The following is a 19,585-nucleotide window of genomic DNA, read 5'->3' as shown; positions in this document are numbered from 1 at the left end:
CACGGACTCGAGCCGCCCGGCTCGCCCCATTACCCGCTCCTTCCGGCTTCCCGGATCCCACGATCCCCGGCAGGCCTCTCTGATTCCCGCCCGACGCGTCACATCGCGCCCCCGGCTTCTCCGGGCTGCCCGCAGCCAGTGATGCACAGGCGGTGCCCCTCCATTCGCACGCCCTTCCGTGGACGCGTCATGCCGTCACACGGTCGGGACCTGATGGCTCGGGTAAACCGGAACCCCGGTCCGCAGCCCCGCGCCCGTTCACTCGTCTTTCTCTCACGAAGGGAACCTTCCATGCCCGATGTCTTCGTCAACTACCGCACAGGCGACGAGGAGTCCGCCGCGACCATGATCGCTCGGGAACTCGCCCGGAGGTTCGGCGACGAGCGGATCTTCTTCGCCAGCAACTCGATTGATCCCGGACGCCGTTTCCCGGTGGAACTGGTCAGGGCGGTGGAGGAATGCGAGGCGCTCCTCGCCGTGATCGGCCCGCGCTGGGCGGAGGTACGGGGGGCCGACGGCCGCCCCGCGCTCGAAGCCGAACAGGACTGGACCCGTCGTGAGATCCAGACCGCGCTCGACCGTGGAGTCCTGGTGATCCCCGTGCTAGTCGGAAAGGCCACGCGGATCGATCGCACCGTCCTTCCGGACGATCTGCTGGAGCTGGCGGACTTCCAGTACAGGCGGTTCGACCACCGCAACGCCGAATCGGACCTGACGACGCTCGGGGACACCCTCTCCCGGCTGCTGCCCGAGCTGAGCAAGGTGGACCGCGACGGCCGTGCGGCAAAGGAGCGGACGGAGGCAAAGTCACGCGAGAAGTCGACCGGGGACATCGGGCACATCAGGATGCGAACGCGTGACGTCGAACAGCGCGTGCGTGGCGGCATCGGAAACCTCAACGGAGACCTGTCCGGCACCTTCGTCAACGAGCCGCAGGGGCCCGTGAACACCGGTCGGGGCCATCAGTACAACGCGCCTCACTTCGAGGGCGACAACACCGGGGTCCAGTTCACCGCGGGCGACAACAGCGGTACGGTCCACCAGCGCTTCGAGCGCGAGCGCCGACGCTCGGACGACGGGCGATGACCGAGCAGGACCGCGTCACCGTCAACGATCCGCGCGGCCCGGTGAACAACGGCGAGGGACACCAGTACGTCTTCTACGGCGCTGGCACGGACTGGATGACCCGCAAAGGGGTCGAGTCCCTCCGGATCGCCCGCGAGGACCGGATGCGCCTGGCCAACCGGTTCGTTCCCCCCAGGGGCTACCGCATCGCCGCCGACCACTTGGAGAAACCGGGGGCGGTGGTGCTGCTGGAGGGACCGCCCGGCAGCGGCCGCCGTGCCGCGGCGATCATGCTGCTGCACAGGTTCGGTGAGGACGAGAGCGCCGACGAGGAGAGGGTCCGGGTCGAGGAGCTTCCCGCCACAGCCAAGGACGAGCACAGGAACGATAAGCCACTCGCCCCCGGTGAGGGGGACCGTTTTCTTCTCGACCTCTCCGGGATCACCGACGAAGAGGAGTACGCCACGGCCCAGCGCCGTCTGGCCGTGCACCGGTCGAAGGTTCAGGAGGCGGGGGCCCACATGGTCGTCGTCCTGCCGTCGGTCATGGAGCACGCCCATGCGCCGGACTTCGAACCGCACAGAGTGAAGCTGGAACGCCCCCGGGGCATCGCTGTCGTCACCCGGTACCTCCGTATGGACCGGATGGCCTTCCGCCCTGCGGATCTGGGGAGCGCCGACCTCCAACGTTTGTGCGGCCGCTCCCCCATGCGGGAACTGGCGCGGCTCGCGGGGCTGGTGAAAGCCGCCCGTGACAGTGGCCGGTTCGGATCCGACTTCGCGGGATGGCTCGACCAGGCGATACATGCGGTGACCGACCGTGCCGGTGAGGTGGGTCGGCAGATGGTCGCGGTCCGCACCGCGCCCGAGCGGGCCCTGTTTCTCGCGGCGGCGGTGTTCGAGGGGGCTCGCGCTGACACCGTCTACGAGGCATGGCAAGACTTGATGAAGAAGGTGGGACACAAGGAGGAGGTGACCTCCGAGTTCGCGCAGACGGGCTTCGGGGAGCGGTTGAAAGTGCTCGGGATCGAGCGATCCCCGGACGGACGGCTCCGCTTCGAGCGGCTGGCCTACGCCGACGCGGTACGGACGTACTTCTGGGCGAACTTCCCCGGGGTACGCGACGACCTCAGGGACTGGATCGACTGCGGCGCCGGGCTGGACGGTTTGACCATCGACGACCAGGTGGACGTCGTCGTCCGCTTCGGCGAGCAGTCTCTGGCCGTCGGGCGGCCCGACCACCTCTTCGGCCTCGTGGTGCGCTGGGCGAACCGCGCGGCCAGGGCATCCGGCGATCCGCGGGCCGCGACGGCCCTCGAACTCGGTCTCCGGCATGAGGAGTTCGGGGGATGGTTCCGCAGGCGGACGTACGAGTGCGTCACGAGGTCCGGCTCCTTGTCTGACGGCCTGGCCCGTGTCCTGACGACCGCCTGTCACCAGAGCCTCGGCGCGACACACCCAGATCAAGCCATGGTGCGCCTCCACCACCTCGCCGTGCGGAGGGGGGAGACAGCGCACGAGGCCCGGGAAGCGCTTCTCGACCTTGCCGGCCGTGACCGTCGGCTCTACCGACTGCTGATCGACCGCCTGCGGGACCGGTCGCATCAGGAACCACACAGGGCGAATCCCCATCTCCTTCTGCTCACAGAGCTGTTGAGGAGCGACCGAGCGCCGGACCCGCCTCGCTGGTCGGACCTGTTCCTGGGTTGGAAGGCGGTGTTCTCCCAACCGCCGACTGAACTCTGGAACCCGCTGGTGAGCAGTTGGCTGGACACCGTGGCGGACGACCGCACGCAAGAGATGTCGCTGGACGTGATGGTCAGGGCGACGCACGGCCGCACGACCGCTCTCCACCGCCTCTACCTCATCGCCTGCGGCTGGGCACGGTCTGCGCCCCACCCGTCCCGGGCGGCCGTCGCCACCCTCTTCTGGCAGCACATCGACCAAGCGCAGTACGCCCGCACGGAGAGTACGGAGCATGCGGGCGCCCAACCACGGACCACGGAAGAGGAACGATGAAACATCGTTTTCCCAGCCTGCTGTTCGTCGCTCTCTGCGGCCTCGCACCGGCTGTGCTCGGACACTTTCTGGACTGGTCGGCGTGGTTGTGGGGCTTTATGTCCATGGTCACGGCCTCCGGTTCCCTGCTGCTCGTGATGACGGTCCTCAGCGGTGGCCACACGTCCGTCGACCCGTACGAGCCCGGGGAACCCGAGCCGCCCGCGGTGCCGACGGAGCAGCCGTACCAGGAGGCACGGGTGGTCGACGCGGTGCTGCCGAGCGCGACGGACGGCTACGACTTCCTCTTCTCCGCCACCGTGTGGTGGAGGCCGGTCCCCGACCATGCCGGCCAAGCCGACAGCACCTCCTCAGCCCTCGCCGTGTCCTCGGTCGTCAGCCGAGCCCTGGAGGTCGTCCGTCACGAGGAACCCGGCCGGGCGAGCTTCGCACGGTACCTCTTGGAGGGGCAGCTGGGCATCCTGCTCCCGGACCTGAGCGGGCGGGTGAAGGCCATGGCGGCCGATGTGACGCTGGCCCTCGCCCCAGCCGACCGCGAACGCCTGCAGAAGCTGAACGATCTTCGCAAGGACGAGGAGATCTGGGAGTACGAACGTCAGCACGAGCGCAACAAGCGGCGCTACCTCGGTGACGACGTGCTCAAGAGCGCGGGCAGCGCGGTGGTGTGGTGGCTCGCCCGCCACGAGAACGAAATCGAGAAGGCGGTCGACATGATCGGCCCGCTCGCCCAGGTCGCGGCGGCGGCCAACGACGAGGAAGTGCCCGAGCTCTTCCGCCACCTGCTCGTCCCACCCGTGGGCGCACGGAGCGAAGCGACCGCCGGGGGCCCGCTGTGGGACGGGGGCGACCACGAAGGAGGCGTTTTCGACCGCGAGGAGGAAGTAGGGGTCTCGGATCGATTGCGCCTGTTGCTGACAGAGGCAGGCCTGAAGCCGGACATGGACGGTTACACGGTGCTCGCGCACCGCGTAATGAGGTTCTTGAAAACGGAGGGGCTGGACGAGGCCGCCGACGAGATCAGGCGGGCCTTTGGCCTGGCTCCCGGCGAGGGCCCGGAGGACGAGCCTTCGAGCGAGGGGAACACCACCGGCCCCTGGCCGCCTCGCTCCCCGGCCCCGGAAGGCCCGCCGTTCACCGACCCGTACGTGGCCCCCACTGCGAGCACGTTCGCGCCGAGGACAGCGGAGGGCAGCGCGAACACCGGGGACCAGCGCCAGGATCGATGGGAGACGAGCGAGGACGACACTCCGTCTCCCCACTTCTGGGACCCGTCGCACAGCCCGCGCCGGCCCGCCGAACCCGGTCCATGGGACGAGGACGAGGAGAACGGGATCTGATCCGGTAGACGGTCGACTCTCTAAGGCTCCCCTTCCCTGCACACCGCGGCAGGGGAGCCTTTCCTGTCTTGGGGCTCGTGCAAGCCCATCGCCGAGTTTGCCCCCAGACCCCTTGCGCACAGTCGCGAGAAACGGCAATGCGAACACGGAGGTCCGAGGAGATCGAACAGACAGATCTTCTCCTCCAGGATCCTCACCATGTGTTCATCCGCTCTCCCGGTGGCGAGAAGGTGATGCACGTGAATCGGCCTGACCTGGCCCATGCGGTGGGCCCTGGCCGCTGCCTGGTGTTCGATGATCGGCTTGATCTGCGGGTCGCAGATGATCACGACGGAGGCAGCCTGCATATTGAGGCCGGCACCGGCCGCCTGGATCTGCGCCAGGAGCAATGCTGGTCCCGAGACCCCGACGAAGTCGTCTACGATCTGCCGCCGTCGTCCGGCCGGGACGATGCCGGTGAGCGGACCGAACATCGGAGTACCGGCAGTGGGACCCGCAGCGAGCGCTGCCTTCACCACTCCCAGCACGTACTTGAAGTTGGAGACGGCTTCAACGCCGCCCGCACCGCCTCGACCACCCCGGCGCGGTCACCGGCCACTGCCTGCGCCGCCTCTTACCGTCACGCGTCACGCTCCCCTCGCAACCGTGTCCAGCTCACTACGCACCACGCGTCCCATCCCATCTCTCGCAGTCCCCTCGTCCTCCCACCGCCCAATCCGGCCCTGGACAGGGTGTTCGTCCAGTCCGGACAGGATGCCGAGGCCCCACCGGACGCCTCCGATCTGCGCTGCTGCAGGTCAGAGGCCGTTTCTTGCGATCTCCGGGACATGGGAAAAGTCGGCACAGACCGGTTGGGCCTGCATGAGGTTTCATCAACAGAGCTTTACGACCGCCGGTAGGATCAGCGGCATGAGCGGTAGCAAGAAGTACTCCATCAGCCTGCCCGAGGACCTCGCCGAGGCCGTACGCGCCCATGTCGGCCCCGGCAGCTTCTCCGCCTACGTCGCCGAGGCACTCGAACAACGGGTCGCCATGGACAAGCTCCGGGAGATCGTCGCCGACTTCGAGACCGACAACGAAGCTCTCGCCCGCGAGGAGGTCGAGGCCGCCCGGGCGCTGCTGCGGCACGACCACCGGCGGTCCGGCGGGGCCGCCGCCTGATGCCCGGCACCCTCCTGCTCGACAGCGAAGGCCTCTCGAAGCTCTACCTCAAGGACCGTACCGTCGTGGCCCTGGTCCAAGCGGCCTCGGAAGAGGGCATCCGCGTCGCCACCAGCGCCATGACCACGCTTGAGGCCGACTACGAGCGCATCCACCCGGCCCGTATCAAGTGGATCCTCTCCCGCGTCGACGTTCACGACGTCACCAAGGAGATCACCGACCAGGCCGCCGCGCTTCTGCGCGCCCATCACCTCCACGGCCACAAGTACGCCATCGATGCCGCCTTCGCCGTCATCGCCCGCAACGCACCCCGGCCGGTCACGGTCCTCACGTCCGACCCCGAGGATCTGACACTCCTGTGCGGCCCTTCTGTCGAGGTCGTCAAGGTCTGAGACGGCCTCACGCCGACCGGACCTGTCACTGCCCCTCATCACGAGGGCGAGGGCTCCCTGCGGACAAAGGCTTGCGCCCGACCCGCCAACAACCGGGTCGGGCACAGTTCTTGACGAAACGTCACACGTTGAAGCGGAACTCCACCACGTCGCCGTCCTGCATGACGTACTCCTTGCCCTCCATGCGGGCCTTGCCGGCCGAGCGGGCGTCGGCTACCGAGCCGGTTTCCACCAGGTCGGCGAAGGAGATGACCTCGGCCTTGATGAAGCCCTTCTGGAAGTCGGTGTGGATCACACCGGCCGCCTCGGGGGCCGTCGCGCCCTGCTTGATCGTCCAGGCGCGGGATTCCTTCGGGCCGGCCGTCAGGTAGGTCTGGAGGCCCAGGGTCGCGAAGCCGACGCGGGCGAGGATCGCCAGGCCCGGCTCCTCGGCGCCGACGGACTGGAGGAGCTCCATGGCGTCCTCCTCGTCCAGCTCCGTCAGGTCCTGCTCCAGCTTCGCGTTCAGGAAGATCGCCTCCGCCGGCGCGACCAGCGCGCTCTGCTCGGCCTTGAACGCGTCGTCCGTCAGCTCGTCCTCGTCCACGTTGAAGACGTAGAGGAACGGCTTGGTGGTGAGGAGGTGCAGGTCGTGGAGGAGCTCCGCCTTCTCCGATCCCTGCACGATGCCCTGCGAGAAGAGGGTGTCGCCCCTCTCCAGGATCGCCTGCGCGGCCTCGACGGCGGCGACCTTCGGCGCCGTGTCCTTCTTGATCCGCATCTCCTTCTGGAGGCGCGGCAGGACCTTCTCGATCGTCTGGAGGTCCGCGAGGATCAGCTCCGTGTTGATCGTCTCGATGTCGTCCTTCGGCGAGACCTTGCCGTCGACGTGGACGACGTTCTCGTCCTTGAAGGCGCGGATGACCTGGCAGATGGCGTCCGACTCGCGGATGTTCGCCAGGAACTTGTTGCCGAGGCCCTCGCCCTCGCTCGCGCCGCGCACGATGCCCGCGATGTCGACGAAGTCGACCGTCGCCGGGAGGACGCGCTGGGAGCTGAAGATCTCCGCGAGCTTGGTCAGGCGGGCGTCCGGGACACCGACGACCCCGACGTTGGGCTCGATCGTGGCGAACGGGTAGTTGGCCGCCAGCACGTCGTTCTTGGTCAGGGCGTTGAACAGGGTCGACTTGCCGACATTCGGCAGACCGACGATTCCGATCGTGAGCGACACGGTGGCGACTTCCTGAAGTGTGGATGGGGGGCCGATCCCCCAGTTTACGGGCGGGCCGAACCGGCCAGTGACGCCGACCTTCGGTCGTTCTCGGGGGCAAGGTCACCCAAAGGGCGTGTCCCGGACCAGCTTCCCACCCCTTCCCGACCTACGTTGGTGGAGTGGAGCAGCACAGGACAAGTCAGCCGCAAGGCCGCCGACGGCCGCAAACCCCCGTCACGCCGCCTGTCACCCCGCCGCCCGCGCTCGTGGAGGGCGCGGCGGTGTACCGGGTGACCGGCCGGACCCGGCGGGGCCCCGGCGGTCCCCGCGTCCAGCGCGCCGGGGCACACGGAGCGGCGGCCGGGAAGCCGACGGGACGGCCCGTGCCGCCCGTCGTCCTCGCGCTGCGGCGGCTCCCCCAGCCGCGTCTCACCGGGCTCGGCGCCGGGCTGTTCGCCTCCGCCGTCATGCTGACGCTCGGCTTCCTCGACCTGCTGCTCCTCGACGGCTCCCCCGTCGTCTACGGACTGCTGTTCCTGCCGGTCAGCGCCCTGACCGCGCTCTGGGTCCGGACCGCCGACCTCGTCACCGCCCCCATCGGCGTCCCCATCGCCTTCGCCGTCGGCGTCGTCCCCATCGCGGGCGGCACGGGCGGCTTCGGCGGCCAGGCCATGGCCGTCGTGACCGCCCTCGCCGTGCACGCCGGCTGGCTGTACGGCGGGACCCTCGTCGCCGGGCTCATCGCGAGCGTGCGGAAGGTGCGGGAGATGGGACGGCGCCAGCACCTCGTGCGTACCGCCGCCGCGACCCCGGCCGCAGGCTCCCCGGCCGGAACCTCCGCCGCCGGTGAGGCGCCCGGTGCCGGTGGGAGGGGGCCCTCGTCGGGCCGGACTCCTCGCCGCCGTCCCGTCGCCTAGGACGGCCGTCGACGCGGAGACCCGGAGGCCCGTAGGCCCGTAGGCCCGTGGATGTTGTGAGCCGTCGATCCGTGTGCCCTCGGCCCTTCGTCCCTCGGCCATGCCGGCTGGTTCCCGCGCCGTCTGCGTGGCCTCCTCCGCGACCGGCTGCCCCTACGCCGCCCCCGCCGCCATCCCCGCGCCCACGATCCCCGCGTTGTTCTGGAGTTCCGCCGGGACGATCTCCGCCCTGATGCCCTCGATGAGCGGCAGGAACTTGTCCGCTTTCCGGCTCACCCCGCCGCCGATGATGAACAGCTCCGGCGAGAACAGCATCTCCACGTGCGCGAGGTACTTCCGCACCCGGCGCGTCGCCCAGTGCTCCCAGCTGAGGTCCTCGTCCTCCTTGGCCTTCGTCGACGCCCTGGTCTCGGCGTCGTGGCCCTTGAGCTCCAGGTGGCCCAGCTCCGTGTTCGGGACGAGGCGGCCGTCGACGAAGAGGGCCGAGCCGATGCCCGTGCCGAGGGTCAGCATGATCACGGTGCCCTTGCGGCCGCGGCCCGCGCCGAAGGTCATCTCGGCGATTCCGGCCGCGTCGGCGTCGTTCAGGACGGTCACCGGGAGGCCGCCCAGGCGTTCGCTCAGCAGGGTGCCCGCGTCCACGCCGACCCATGATTTGTCGACGTTCGCCGCCGTACGGATGGTCGAGCCGGTCACCACTCCCGGGAAGGTCACCCCCACCGGTCCGGTCCAGCCGAAGTGCGCCACGACCTCCGCGACGCACCCCGCCACACCGTCGGGTGTGGCGGGGTGCGGGGTCAGTACCTTGTGGCGCTCCTCGGTGAGCGTCCCGCGCTCCAGGTCCACGGGGGCGCCCTTGATGCCCGAGCCGCCGATGTCCACTCCGAAGACGTTCATGGAATCCACGGTACGGGCTGGGGTGCCGGGTTACTCCTTGGCGGACGCTGCGGGCGTGCCCGCCCCCAGCTTCTCGGCCACGGCCCGCAGGTCCTTGTTGCGGAGCTCCTTGGGCAGCGAGAAGGTGAGGGACTCGTCGGCCGTCTTGACGATCTCCACGTCCGCGTAACCGCGCTCGGAGAGCCATTCCAGGACCTCCTGCACGAGGATGTCCGGGACGGAGGCGCCGGAGGAGAGACCGACGCTGGTGACGCCGTCCAGCCAGGCCTCGTCGATCTCGCTCGCGAAGTCGACCAGGTACGCGGCGGGGGCGCCGGCCTGCTTGGCGACCTCGACCATGCGGATCGAGTTCGAGGAGTTCTTCGAGCCGACGACGATCACGAGCTCGGCCTGGCCGGCCAGCTCCTTGATCGCGATCTGGCGGTTCTGCGTGGCGTAGCAGATGTCGTCGGACGGCGGGGAGATGAGCTGCGGGAACTTCTCCTTCAGCGCGTCGACCGTCTCCATGGTCTCGTCGACCGAGAGCGTGGTCTGGGAGAGCCAGACGACGCGGGACGGGTCGCGGACCTCGATCTTGGCGACGTCGCCGGGGCCGTCGACCAGCTGGATGTGGTCGGGGGCCTCGCCGGAGGTGCCGATGACCTCCTCGTGGCCCTCGTGGCCGATGAGGAGGATGTCGAAGTCGTCGTTGGCGAAGCGGACGGCTTCCTTGTGGACCTTGGTGACCAGCGGGCAGGTGGCGTCGATGGTCGCGAGCCGGCCCTCACGGGCCTCCTCGTGGACGGTCGGGGCGACGCCGTGCGCGGAGAACATCACGATGTTGCCCGGCGGCACCTCGGTCGCCTGGTCGACGAAGATGGCGCCCTTCCGCTCGAGGGTCTGGACGACGTACTTGTTGTGGACGATCTCGTGCCGGACGTAGATCGGGGCGCCGTACTGCTCCAGGGCCTTCTCCACCGCGATCACGGCACGGTCCACGCCCGCGCAGTAGCCGCGGGGAGCGGCGAGCAGGACACGCTTCGGGCGGTTCGTCGCGGAGGCGGAATCGGGCGTCGACGCGGGCGTTGCAGTCATGCGTCCCATCGTAAGGCCGCGTCGGTGAGCGGTTTGATCGGTGCCGTGGCCGAAACTGTGGCCATGGCCGAGGAATCGCAGGTGGCGGCGCGCGGGGAAGACGCGGAACATACGGGACTTCGTCGGAACCTCGGGTTCCGGGACCTGGTCGTCTACGGGCTGCTGTTCATCGCCCCCATGGCCCCCGTCGGCGTCTTCGGCACCCTCGACGCGAAGTCCGGCGGAGCCGTCGCGCTCGTGTACGTCTTCGCCACGGTGGCCATGGCGTTCACCGCCTTCAGCTACGCGCAGATGGTGCGGGTCGCGCCGCAGGCCGGTTCGGTCTTCACGTACGCGCGCAAGGGCCTCGGCGAAGGGCCGGGATTCGTCGCCGGCTGGATGGCGATGCTCGACTACCTGCTGATCCCGGCCGTCGCCTATCTCTTCGCGGGCATCGCGATGGAGGCGCTGGTCCCGGAGGTCGACCGGTGGGTGTGGACCGGGATCGCCGTCGTCCTCACGACCCTGCTCAACCTCTGGGGCGTACGGGCGGCCGCCCGGGTCGGCTTCGCGGTGCTCGCGATGGAGATCGTCGTGCTGCTGGTCTTCGTCGTCTCCGCGATCGTGGCGCTCGCGCAGGACGGGGCACGGCGGGACTGGTGGTCGCCGCTCGCCGGTGACGCGTCGTTCTCGCTCGCCGCCGTCATCGGCGCGGTGTCCGTGGCCGTCCTGTCCTACCTGGGCTTCGACGCGATCGCCTCCTTCGCGGAGGAGGTCACGGGCGGCTCGGCGAAGGTGGCGCGGGCGCTGCTGTTCTGCCTGGCCCTCGCGGGCGTCCTGTTCATCGCGCAGACCTGGCTGGTGGCCCTGCTCGAACCGGTCTCCTCGGCCGAGCTCGCCGCCGACCCGGGCAAGCAGGGATCGGCCTTCTACGACGCCGTCGAGAGCGCGGTCGGCGGCTGGCTGCACGACCTCGTGGCCGTCTCGAAGGCGATCGGCGCGGCCTTCGCGGCGCTCGCGGGGCAGGCGGCCGGTGGCCGTCTCCTCTTCGCGATGGGCCGCGAACGGCGCCTGCCGCACGTGCTCGCCCGGACGGACGGGGGCGTGCCGCGGGTGGCGCTCCTGGTGTCGGCGACGGTGACGATGATCGCGGCGGTGTGGGCGGCCCGGCGGGACGACGGCCTCGACCACCTGGTGTCGGTCGTCGACGTGGGCGCCCTGACGGCCTTCGTCCTGCTGCACGCGAGCGTGGTGGGCTGGTTCGCGGTACGCAGGGCGGAGGGACCGCCGCACTGGCTGAGGCACGTCGTCCTGCCCGTGATCGGCGCCGCGATCCTGATCGCGGTCATCGTGGAGGCCTCGGTGGCGGCACAGGTGGTGGGCGTGGTGTGGCTGGGCGTGGGCCTGATCGTCCTCGCGGTCCAGGGCGCGACGAGAACACCGTCACGCCGCTGATCCGGGGGGTAGGGGCGCACGGGGTGCGAGGGGGCGCGGGAGACGGGGTGGGGCCCGAGCCGGGCCGCGCCGTGGAGCAGGGCCACGCGCGCGTGGTGGGGCCCGAGCCGGGCCGTGCTGCGTGCGCGTGCCCCTGACGTTGTCGTACCGCGCGGTTACGCTCGGTCCATGGCTCTGACTACGTCCGCCGAAGCACCGCTTCCCGTCGGTGAGGTCTCCCGTCTGATCGGGGGGTGGATCGACCGGCTCGGGGCGATCTGGGTCGAGGGGCAGATCACGCAGTTGTCCCGGCGCCCCGGCGCCGGCGTCGTCTTCCTGACGCTGCGCGATCCCTCGCACGACATCTCCATCGGCGTCACCTGCTACCGCCAGGTCTTCGACGCCGTGGCGGACGTCGTGTCGGAAGGCGCCCGGGTCGTCGTGCGCGCCAAGCCCGAGTGGTACGCGCCGCGCGGCCAGCTGTCCCTGCGGGCGGTGGAGATCAAGCCCGTCGGCATCGGCGAGCTGCTCGCCCGTCTCGAACAGCTGAAGCGCGGCCTGGCCTCCGAGGGGCTGTTCGCCCTCGACCGGAAGAAGCCGCTGCCCTTCCTGCCCCACCGCATCGGCCTCGTCTGCGGCCGCGCCTCCGCGGCGGAGCGGGACGTCCTGGAGAACGCGCGCCGCCGCTGGCCGGCCGTCGCCTTCGAGGTGCGGAACGTGGCCGTGCAGGGCGTGAAGGCCGTCCCCCAGGTCGTCCAGGCCGTCAAGGAGCTCGACGCCCACGAGGACGTCGACGTGATCATCGTCGCCCGGGGCGGCGGCAGCGTCGAGGACCTGCTGCCCTTCTCGGACGAGCAGCTCGTCCGCACCGTCGCCGACTGCCGTACGCCGGTGGTCTCGGCCATCGGGCACGAACCCGACTCCCCCCTTCTCGACCTGGTGGCCGACCTGCGCGCCTCGACGCCGACGGACGCGGCCAAGAAGGTCGTCCCGGACGTCGGCGAGGAGCTGGACCGGGTGCGCGGGCTCCGGGACCGGGCCCTGCGGACCGTACGCGGGCTGCTCGACCGGGAGGAGCGCGGTCTCGCGCACACGCTCGCCCGGCCCGTCATGGAGCATCCGCAGCGCATGGTCGAGGTCCGCGAGGACGAAATCGTCGCGCTGCTCGCGCGCAGCCGTCGGGTCCTCGGTCACCTCCTGGACCGGGCGGACTCCGAGCTGTCGCACACCCGGGCGCGGGTCCGGGCGCTGTCGCCCGCCGCGACGATGGAGCGCGGGTACGCGGTGCTCCAGCGGGCCGACGGCTCGGTGGTCCGCTCCCCCGAGGAGGTCGCGGCGGACGAGGAGCTGCGCGCCCGGGTCGCGGAGGGCGAGTTCGCGGTGCGGCGCGTGGCCGACCCGGCCTGAACGGCCCGCACGGGATCGCCCTGGGACCAGGGCGGACCGCGCGGGGCCACGGAGGACGACGCAGGACCAGCGGCACAGAGCGGGACCAGCGGGACCAGCAGGACCTAGGGAAGACCGGTTACGGAGGGTGGAGCGGCACATGGCAGCGGGAACGGATACGGCGGCATCGGGCGCGGACGAGGCGGCCCTCGGGTACGAGCAGGCGCGGGACGAGCTGATCGAGGTCGTACGGCGGCTCGAAGCGGGCGGAACGTCCCTGGAGGAGTCCCTCGCACTCTGGGAGCGCGGTGAGGAGCTGGCGAAGGTCTGCCGGCGCCGTCTCGAAGGGGCGCGGGCCCGGCTGGACGCCTCGCTCGCGGCCGAGCGGGCGGCGGAGGAGGCCGGGAGCCCCTCCGGCGGCGACGAGGAGGAGTAGGCGGCCCGGGACCGGCAGCAGCCGCGGCGCGAGCTCCCTGACCGGCGGCCACCCGAGGCGTGAGCCGCTCCGACCGGTAGCAGCCCCGGCACAAGCGGCCCGGGCCTGCAGCCGCCCCGACCGGCAGCCCCGCTCCGGCCGCCCCGACGTCCCGCCCCCGAGGCGTCCCCGCGGCAGGGCGTAGACTGCGAGTGAAGCGGATCACTATCCGGATGGATTAGTTGAACTTTCACCAATCATGGGCGTACTGTCGAGGACATCGCTTGAACCCCCTACGAGCGAGCCCCCCTTGCAGTCCGGAAGGTACGCAGCATGTCTCTCGCCCTTGACGCCGCCGCTCAGGATCTCCTTTTCCGCGAGGCCCGCACGGCCAACACGTTCACCGACGAGCCGGTGACCGACGAGCAGGTCCAGGCGATCTACGACCTGGTGAAGTACGGTCCGACCGCCTTCAACCAGACCCCGCTGCGCATCACCCTGGTCCGCTCCCCCGAGGCCCGCGAGCGCCTGGTCAAGCACATGGCCGAGGGCAACCAGCCCAAGACCGCCGCCGCCCCGCTCGTCGCCATACTCTCGGCCGACAACGAGTTCCACGAGGAGCTCCCGGCCCTGCTGCCGCACTTCCCGCAGGCCAAGGACATGTTCTTCGCCGAGCGTCCGGTCCGCGAGCAGTCCGCCGTTCTGAACGCCGCCCTCCAGGCCGCGTACTTCATCGTGGGCGTCCGCGCCGCCGGCCTGGCCGCGGGCCCGATGACCGGCCTGGACTTCGCCGGCGTCCAGAAGGAGTTCCTGGACGACGACCACACCCCGCTGATGGTCGTCAACATCGGCAAGCCGGGCGAGGACGCCTGGTTCCCGCGCTCCCCGCGCCTCTCCTTCGACGAGGTCGTCACCACCGTCTGAGTCCCGCCGGCACGGCGATGACACGGAAAGGCCCCGCACTCCACGAGTGCGGGGCCTTTCTTCGTGCTCTCTCCGGCTCAGACCTTCTTCGACTGGAGCGACGCCACCATCTCGGAGAGCCGCTCGAACGACGCCGTGCCGGTCACCACCGTCGTCGCCCCGCCGTCCACCCGGACGAGCGCGTCGTACTTCGGGCCCTCCCAGCGCTGCCAGACCTGGCCGGCCACCGTCTCGGTCTTCCCGGTGTTCTTCGCCCGCTGGGTGACGTCCGGCACGAAGGTCTTCGGCGCCGCCGTCGACTGGTGGATCGCCACGTACTGGGTGTCCGGCGAGAGGAAGCCGAGCTGCCAGGCGTTGGCGTTCTCGCGCTTGTACGAGACGACCGTCGCCTTCCACCCCTCGCCGAGGCCCTCGGGGGCCAGCACCGGATACGGTGCCGCCCGCTGAGCCGTCAGGAGCTCGACCCGGTAGTCCTTCGCCTTGACCGGTTCGGCGCTCTCATCATGCGGAATGAAGAGATACATCACTCCCGCGGCGACCAAGATCACCCCGAGGGACTGGAACATCCCGCGTACCGTCTGCCTGCCTCGCATACCTGCCACGCGCACCATGGTCGCATCAAGGGTCCGTGCTCATACGTGGGCCCCTCTGCTCATTTTGTCGACGTACCGATAGAGTCGCAGCACCCTCCCTTAACCGGCCGTCGCCGTACAGAAAGGTGCGTTCCGATGACCGAGCAGCAGAATCTGCCGCCCGAGCTCGTGGTCTCCCCCGAGGCTCCCGACCGCAACCTCGCCCTTGAGCTGGTCCGCGTCACCGAGGCCGCCGCCATGGCCGCCGGCCGCTGGGTCGGCCGCGGCGACAAGATCGGCGCGGACGGCGCGGCGGTCAACGCCATGCGCACCCTGATCTCCACCGTCTCGATGAACGGCGTGGTCGTCATCGGCGAGGGCGAGAAGGACGAGGCGCCCATGCTCTTCAACGGCGAGCGGGTCGGCGACGGCACCGGCGCCGAGGTCGACATCGCCGTCGACCCGATCGACGGCACCACGCTGAACGCCAAGGGCATGCCGAACGCGATCGCCGTCCTGGCCGCCGCGGACCGCGGCACCATGTTCGACCCGTCCGCGGTCTTCTACATGGACAAGCTGGTCACCGGCCCCGAGGCCGCCGACTTCGTCGACATCAACGCCCCGGTCTCGGTCAACATCCGCCGGGTCGCCAAGGCGAAGAACTCCTCCCCCGAGGACATCACGGTCGTCATCCTGGACCGCCCCCGTCACGAGGGCATCATCAAGGAGATCCGCGAGACCGGCGCCCGCATCAAGTTCATCTCGGACGGCGACGTCGCCGGTTCGATCATGGCCGTCCGCGAGGGCACCGGCGTCGACATGCTCATGGGCGTCGGCGGCACCCCCGAGGGCATCATCTCCGCCTGCGCCATCAAGTGCCTCGGCGGGGTGATCCAGGGCAAGCTGTGGCCGAAGGACGAGGCCGAGCGCCAGAAGGCCCTCGACGCGGGCCACGACCTGGACCGGGTGCTCTCCACGAACGACCTGGTCGGCGGCGACAACGTCTTCTTCGTCGCGACCGGCATCACCGACGGCGAGCTGCTCCGCGGGGTCCGCTACCGCGCCGAGACGGCGACCACGCAGTCGCTCGTCATGCGCTCGAAGTCCGGCACGATCCGCCAGATCGACTCCACGCACCGGCTCTCGAAGCTGCGCGCGTACAGCAAGATCGACTTCGACCGCGCGAACTAGCCGCGCGGGCCGGAGGGGCGGCGACGCCTCACCACCGAGCGGTACGAAGAGGGGCGCCCCCATGTGCGGTGGGGGCGCCCCTTCCCGTACGGAACGACGGCGGTGGCCGCGCCCCCGTCAGCCGCGAGGGCGGAGCGTCCGCCTCGGCCGCGAGTGCGGTGCCTCCGCGTCAGCCCGCCTGGGCGATGCGGTCGGTCGCGGCCGCCTTCCGCAGCTCGACCTCGCGCCGCCGGCGGCGGGCCAGGGCGACCCGGCGCTCCGCCGCGGTGAGCCCGCCCCACACGCCGTACGGCTCGGGCTGGAGGAGCGCGTGCTCCCGGCACTCGACCATCACGGGACAGCGGCCGCAGACCCGCTTGGCCGCCGCCTCACGCGCGAGCCGCGCGGCGGTCGGCTCCTTGGAGGGGGCGAAGAACAGTCCGGCCTCGTCCCGGCGGCACACCGCCTCCGCGTGCCAAGGACCGGCCTCGTCCTCCCGTGCAGGGGCGCGCTGAGGAGGCACGGCGGCGACCTGGAGGGGCTGATGCGGCAGTTGCAGCACGGTCTACTCCTGACGACGGCTTCGCGAGCGAGCGGCGATGCACCAGCCCTACCCGCTGTGCGCGCGCCTATGCACTGCGTGCCGCGTCGTTCCGCACTGCGGATACCCGAGGGCGAATTCCGGTCACCCCCGGGCGACGGGTCGGAACGGCGTGCCGGAACCGGCCGCCGGACCCGGTCGCCGGAGCCCCGCCCCTCGGGTCACGGCGTCCGCGCGCGGCGCCGTGTCAGTGGCCGAGATGCTTGCGCATCCTGTCCTGGAGGTCGGTGATCCACTTGCCGCGCTTGGGCCGCGCCTCGACGTTTCCGAAGACCGAGTAGCCGTTGATGACGACGACCGGGGCGTGCGGGTCGACGCCCTCCAGGGTCACGACCTCGAAGTTGCCGAAGATCCCGCTGCCGTTGCCCCGGAGGCTGATGTTCTCCGGGACGCGGACCTCCACGTTGCCGAAGATCGACGTGGCGTTGATGGTGGTCAGCCGCTGCGCGAAGATCGCCTCGGTCAGATCGATCTCGATGTTCCCGAAGAGCGCGAACGCGTTCGTCCGGCGGCTCACCCGCCACCGCCCCTTGCGCGTGGTGCTGGAGAAGATCGCGACGAGATTGGCCGGGGGGCCGTCGGCGTCCTCCGGGCCGTACCCGTAGTCCGGGGCGGGCTCCTGGCGCGTCCGGGCGCCCGGCAGGTCGCGGACGATCGGCTCCAGCTCCCCGACGGTCTTCGCCCGGTACACCGAGTCGATCCGGTCCGAGTGCTCCTCGGCGTCGATCCGCCCCTCGGCCAGGGCGTCCCTCAGGATGTCCGCGATCCGGTCCCGGTCCGCGTCCGAGGCCCGCAGCGAGCCCTGCGGGTCGGCGAAGGCGGTCTCCGCGGGGGCGGGCTCGGCGGGGGCGGCCTGCCGCTGCGGCTCCGGCTGCTTTTCGGGTTCGGGCTTCTTTTCGAGGTCCACGTCGCCAGCCTAGCGAAACGCGATAGATCGCGACCAGGGGGCGGGGCCGTGCCCTGGGGACGACGTCTCGAACCGGACGGCGGAAACAGCGGGTTGAAGGCACGGCCATCCGGACCGGACCACGTCCTGGGAGCGAACCGACCCTGCTGTCCGTCCGGCCCCGACCCCACCCCGGGACCCGGCCGCCCCAGCGGAAACACGCCACCGCGGCACGGTCGCCGTCCCAAGTGAGCCTTACCTCACAGGACCGCGCGCCCGCCCGCGTTCTACGCTGGAGGGCGCACTGCCAACGGAGGCGGTGCGCCGTCTTGCCGAGTGAGGAATGGCCCCCATGCCAGAGTTTGCGTACTCCGATCTGCTCCCCCTGGGAGAGGACACCACGCCCTACCGCCTGGTGACCTCCGAAGGTGTCTCCACCTTCGAGGCCGACGGCCGTACGTTCCTCACGGTCGAGCCGGAGGCGCTGCGCACCCTGGCCGCCGAGGCGATCCACGACATCCAGCACTTCCTGCGCCCGGCCCACCTGGCCCAGCTGCGCCGGATCATCGACGACCCCGAGGCCTCGTCGAACGACAAGTTCGTCGCGCTCGACCTCCTCAAGAACGCGAACATCGCCGCCGCCGGCGTCCTGCCCATGTGCCAGGACACGGGCACCGCGATCGTCATGGGCAAGCGCGGCCAGAACGTGCTGACCTCCGGCCGCGACGAGGAGGCCCTGTCCAAGGGCGTCTACGACGCGTACACCAAGCTCAACCTGCGGTACTCGCAGATGGCCCCGGTCACCATGTGGGAGGAGAAGAACACCGGCTCGAACCTGCCCGCGCAGATCGAGCTGTACGCGACCGACGGCGGCGCGTACAAGTTCCTCTTCATGGCCAAGGGCGGCGGCTCCGCCAACAAGTCCTTCCTCTACCAGGAGACGAAGGCCGTCCTCAACGAGGCGAGCATGATGAAGTTCCTGGAGGAGAAGATCCGTTCGCTCGGCACGGCCGCCTGCCCGCCGTACCACCTGGCGATCGTCGTCGGCGGCACGTCCGCCGAGTTCGCGCTCAAGACCGCGAAGTACGCCTCCGCGCACTACCTGGACGAGCTGCCCACCGAGGGCTCGGCCGAGACCGGCCACGGCTTCCGCGACAAGGAGCTGGAGGAGAAGGTCTTCGAGCTGACGCAGAAGATCGGCATCGGCGCGCAGTTCGGCGGCAAGTACTTCTGCCACGACGTCCGGGTCGTCCGCCTCCCCCGCCACGGCGCCTCGCTGCCCGTCGCGATCGCCGTATCCTGCTCGGCCGACCGCCAGGCCGTCGCGAAGATCACCGCCGAGGGCGTCTTCCTGGAGCAGCTGGAGACCGACCCGGCGCGCTTCCTGCCGGAGACGACCGACACGGAGCTGAACAGCGGCTCCGCCGCGGGCCTCGCCGAGGAGAGCGACGTCGTCACCATCGACCTGAACCAGCCGATGGACGACATCCTCGCCGAGCTGACCAGGTACCCGGTCAAGACCCGGCTCTCGCTCAACGGCCCGCTGGTCGTGGCGCGCGACATCGCGCACGCCAAGATCAAGGAGCGGCTGGACGCGGGCGAGGAGATGCCGCAGTACCTGAAGGACCACCCGGTGTACTACGCGGGCCCGGCGAAGACCCCCGAGGGGTACGCCTCCGGTTCGTTCGGTCCGACGACGGCCGGCCGGATGGACTCGTACGTGGAGCAGTTCCAGGCGGCGGGCGGCTCGAAGGTCATGCTGGCCAAGGGCAACCGCTCGCAGCAGGTCACGAACGCCTGCGGCAGTCACGGCGGTTTCTACCTCGGCTCGATCGGCGGCCCGGCCGCGCGGCTCGCGCAGGACTGCATCAAGAAGGTCGAGGTCGTCGAGTACGAGGAGCTCGGCATGGAGGCGGTCTGGAAGATCGAGGTCGAGGACTTCCCGGCGTTCATCGTGGTGGACGACAAGGGCAACGACTTCTTCCAGAACCCGGCACCGGAGCCGACGTTCACGCACATCCCGGTGCGGGGCCCCGGCCTCGGCTGATCCCCCGGCGCCCGGCGCCCGCCCCTCGGTCCTGTGGACCGGGGGGCTTCGTCGTCCGCTCAGAAAGTCGCTACCGACCGGTAGCCATCTCGTTGCCTACTGTCCAGTATTGAGCGCG

At 70.3% G+C, this 19,585-nt stretch carries 18 protein-coding genes and 1 pseudogene; 12 read left to right on the top strand and 7 right to left on the bottom strand.

What is annotated here, in order from left to right; translation table 11 throughout:
- The first annotated feature begins 291 nt into the window (after positions 1–291).
- Genes OG392_RS23615 through OG392_RS23605 form a run of 3 tightly spaced genes read left to right on the top strand, consistent with a single transcriptional unit; the run spans position 292 to position 4,420 of the window.
- Positions 292–1,086 carry a toll/interleukin-1 receptor domain-containing protein gene (locus OG392_RS23615; RefSeq protein WP_329282608.1) on the top strand — a complete coding sequence of 265 codons (795 nt, stop codon included), beginning with the start codon at positions 292–294 and terminating at the stop codon, positions 1,084–1,086.
- Positions 1,083–3,083 carry a hypothetical protein gene (locus tag OG392_RS23610; RefSeq protein ID WP_329282606.1) on the top strand — a complete coding sequence of 667 codons (2,001 nt, stop codon included), beginning with the start codon at positions 1,083–1,085 and terminating at the stop codon, positions 3,081–3,083. Before OG392_RS23615 ends, OG392_RS23610 begins: the two co-directional genes overlap by 4 nt.
- Positions 3,080–4,420: a hypothetical protein gene (locus OG392_RS23605; protein WP_329282604.1), complete on the top strand. Its 1,341-nt coding sequence runs from the start codon at positions 3,080–3,082 to the stop codon at positions 4,418–4,420. The genes OG392_RS23610 and OG392_RS23605 overlap by 4 nt, the downstream gene beginning before the upstream one ends.
- A gap of 161 nt (positions 4,421–4,581) precedes the next feature.
- Here the strand turns inward: OG392_RS23605 and OG392_RS23600 are convergent.
- Positions 4,582–4,965, bottom strand: a pseudogene (locus OG392_RS23600) (helicase-related protein); the annotation flags it as partial.
- A gap of 364 nt (positions 4,966–5,329) precedes the next feature.
- Between OG392_RS23600 and OG392_RS23595 the strand changes: the two are divergent.
- On the top strand, positions 5,330–5,581 hold the full coding sequence (locus tag OG392_RS23595; RefSeq protein WP_329282602.1) for a hypothetical protein: 252 nt from the start codon (positions 5,330–5,332) through the stop codon (positions 5,579–5,581).
- The gene (locus tag OG392_RS23590; protein WP_329282600.1) at positions 5,581–5,973 is read left to right on the top strand and encodes a DNA-binding protein; all 393 of its coding nucleotides are present in this window, start codon (positions 5,581–5,583) and stop codon (positions 5,971–5,973) included. Before OG392_RS23595 ends, OG392_RS23590 begins: the two co-directional genes overlap by 1 nt.
- A gap of 121 nt (positions 5,974–6,094) precedes the next feature.
- On the opposite strand, the gene ychF is transcribed toward OG392_RS23590, so the two are convergent.
- Entirely contained in the window at positions 6,095–7,183 is a 1,089-nt protein-coding gene (gene ychF / locus OG392_RS23585) for a redox-regulated ATPase YchF (protein ID WP_329282598.1), read from the bottom strand.
- 263 nt (positions 7,184–7,446) lie between these two features.
- Here ychF and OG392_RS23580 point away from each other — a divergent pair, with 263 nt between their 5' ends.
- Positions 7,447–8,082, top strand: a complete 636-nt coding sequence (locus OG392_RS23580; RefSeq protein WP_443054849.1) for a DUF6542 domain-containing protein — start codon at positions 7,447–7,449, stop codon at positions 8,080–8,082.
- A 153-nt stretch (positions 8,083–8,235) separates the two neighbouring features.
- Here OG392_RS23580 and ppgK read toward each other — a convergent pair whose 3' ends face one another.
- Both ppgK and OG392_RS23570 read right to left on the bottom strand, forming a co-directional pair.
- A complete protein-coding gene (gene ppgK / locus OG392_RS23575) occupies positions 8,236–8,979 on the bottom strand; it encodes a polyphosphate--glucose phosphotransferase (RefSeq protein ID WP_329282597.1) in 744 nt (247 codons plus the stop codon).
- A 30-nt stretch (positions 8,980–9,009) separates the two neighbouring features.
- Complete coding sequence (locus OG392_RS23570) at positions 9,010–10,062, bottom strand: 4-hydroxy-3-methylbut-2-enyl diphosphate reductase (protein WP_443054848.1); 1,053 nt, start codon at positions 10,060–10,062, stop codon at positions 9,010–9,012.
- 54 nt (positions 10,063–10,116) lie between these two features.
- Between OG392_RS23570 and OG392_RS23565 the strand changes: the two genes are divergently transcribed.
- From OG392_RS23565 to OG392_RS23550, 4 genes are all read left to right on the top strand, one after another.
- Positions 10,117–11,487 carry an APC family permease gene (locus OG392_RS23565; protein WP_329282592.1) on the top strand — a complete coding sequence of 457 codons (1,371 nt, stop codon included), beginning with the start codon at positions 10,117–10,119 and terminating at the stop codon, positions 11,485–11,487.
- Positions 11,488–11,655: 168 nt separating this feature from the next.
- Positions 11,656–12,873 (top strand): exodeoxyribonuclease VII large subunit, encoded by a 1,218-nt coding sequence (gene xseA, locus OG392_RS23560; protein WP_329282589.1) that lies wholly within the window; start codon positions 11,656–11,658, stop codon positions 12,871–12,873.
- Between the two features lie 139 nt (positions 12,874–13,012).
- Positions 13,013–13,288 (top strand): exodeoxyribonuclease VII small subunit, encoded by a 276-nt coding sequence (locus OG392_RS23555; protein WP_329282588.1) that lies wholly within the window; start codon positions 13,013–13,015, stop codon positions 13,286–13,288.
- A gap of 312 nt (positions 13,289–13,600) precedes the next feature.
- Positions 13,601–14,191 carry a malonic semialdehyde reductase gene (locus OG392_RS23550; RefSeq protein ID WP_329282586.1) on the top strand — a complete coding sequence of 197 codons (591 nt, stop codon included), beginning with the start codon at positions 13,601–13,603 and terminating at the stop codon, positions 14,189–14,191.
- A gap of 77 nt (positions 14,192–14,268) precedes the next feature.
- On the opposite strand, the gene OG392_RS23545 is transcribed toward OG392_RS23550, so the two are convergent.
- Positions 14,269–14,802, bottom strand: a complete 534-nt coding sequence (locus OG392_RS23545; RefSeq protein ID WP_329282584.1) for a DUF4245 domain-containing protein — start codon at positions 14,800–14,802, stop codon at positions 14,269–14,271.
- Between the two features lie 117 nt (positions 14,803–14,919).
- Here OG392_RS23545 and glpX point away from each other — a divergent pair, with 117 nt between their 5' ends.
- Positions 14,920–15,954 carry a class II fructose-bisphosphatase gene (gene glpX, locus OG392_RS23540; RefSeq protein WP_329282581.1) on the top strand — a complete coding sequence of 345 codons (1,035 nt, stop codon included), beginning with the start codon at positions 14,920–14,922 and terminating at the stop codon, positions 15,952–15,954.
- A gap of 169 nt (positions 15,955–16,123) precedes the next feature.
- Here glpX and OG392_RS23535 read toward each other — a convergent pair whose 3' ends face one another.
- Positions 16,124–16,495 (bottom strand): WhiB family transcriptional regulator, encoded by a 372-nt coding sequence (locus tag OG392_RS23535; protein ID WP_030320581.1) that lies wholly within the window; start codon positions 16,493–16,495, stop codon positions 16,124–16,126.
- A 226-nt stretch (positions 16,496–16,721) separates the two neighbouring features.
- Entirely contained in the window at positions 16,722–17,441 is a 720-nt protein-coding gene (locus tag OG392_RS23530) for a DUF1707 SHOCT-like domain-containing protein (protein WP_329282578.1), read from the bottom strand.
- A 331-nt stretch (positions 17,442–17,772) separates the two neighbouring features.
- Here OG392_RS23530 and OG392_RS23525 point away from each other — a divergent pair, with 331 nt between their 5' ends.
- Complete coding sequence (locus OG392_RS23525; RefSeq protein ID WP_329282576.1) at positions 17,773–19,467, top strand: fumarate hydratase; 1,695 nt, start codon at positions 17,773–17,775, stop codon at positions 19,465–19,467.
- Positions 19,468–19,585: the final 118 nt, after the last annotated feature.

Origin of the sequence: Streptomyces sp. NBC_00691 (genome assembly GCF_036226665.1) — a bacterium.
Taxonomy (GTDB): Bacteria; Actinomycetota; Actinomycetes; order Streptomycetales; family Streptomycetaceae; genus Streptomyces.
This window is presented reverse-complemented; position numbering and strand designations above follow the sequence as displayed.

What these genes read in the sequence shown, in the direction of transcription:
- OG392_RS23615 (WP_329282608.1), top strand. Translation starts at nt 292, where the DNA reads ATGCCCGATGTCTTCGTCAACTACCGCACAGGCGACGAGGAGTCCGCC.
- OG392_RS23610 (WP_329282606.1), top strand. Translation starts at nt 1,083, where the DNA reads ATGACCGAGCAGGACCGCGTCACCGTCAACGATCCGCGCGGCCCGGTG.
- OG392_RS23605 (WP_329282604.1), top strand. Translation starts at nt 3,080, where the DNA reads ATGAAACATCGTTTTCCCAGCCTGCTGTTCGTCGCTCTCTGCGGCCTC.
- OG392_RS23595 (WP_329282602.1), top strand. Translation starts at nt 5,330, where the DNA reads ATGAGCGGTAGCAAGAAGTACTCCATCAGCCTGCCCGAGGACCTCGCC.
- OG392_RS23590 (WP_329282600.1), top strand. Translation starts at nt 5,581, where the DNA reads ATGCCCGGCACCCTCCTGCTCGACAGCGAAGGCCTCTCGAAGCTCTAC.
- ppgK (WP_329282597.1), bottom strand. Translation starts at nt 8,979, where the DNA reads ATGAACGTCTTCGGAGTGGACATCGGCGGCTCGGGCATCAAGGGCGCC.
- OG392_RS23570 (WP_443054848.1), bottom strand. Translation starts at nt 10,062, where the DNA reads ATGGGACGCATGACTGCAACGCCCGCGTCGACGCCCGATTCCGCCTCC.
- OG392_RS23565 (WP_329282592.1), top strand. Translation starts at nt 10,117, where the DNA reads ATGGCCGAGGAATCGCAGGTGGCGGCGCGCGGGGAAGACGCGGAACAT.
- xseA (WP_329282589.1), top strand. Translation starts at nt 11,656, where the DNA reads ATGGCTCTGACTACGTCCGCCGAAGCACCGCTTCCCGTCGGTGAGGTC.
- OG392_RS23555 (WP_329282588.1), top strand. Translation starts at nt 13,013, where the DNA reads ATGGCAGCGGGAACGGATACGGCGGCATCGGGCGCGGACGAGGCGGCC.
- OG392_RS23550 (WP_329282586.1), top strand. Translation starts at nt 13,601, where the DNA reads ATGTCTCTCGCCCTTGACGCCGCCGCTCAGGATCTCCTTTTCCGCGAG.
- OG392_RS23545 (WP_329282584.1), bottom strand. Translation starts at nt 14,802, where the DNA reads ATGGTGCGCGTGGCAGGTATGCGAGGCAGGCAGACGGTACGCGGGATG.
- glpX (WP_329282581.1), top strand. Translation starts at nt 14,920, where the DNA reads ATGACCGAGCAGCAGAATCTGCCGCCCGAGCTCGTGGTCTCCCCCGAG.
- OG392_RS23525 (WP_329282576.1), top strand. Translation starts at nt 17,773, where the DNA reads ATGCCAGAGTTTGCGTACTCCGATCTGCTCCCCCTGGGAGAGGACACC.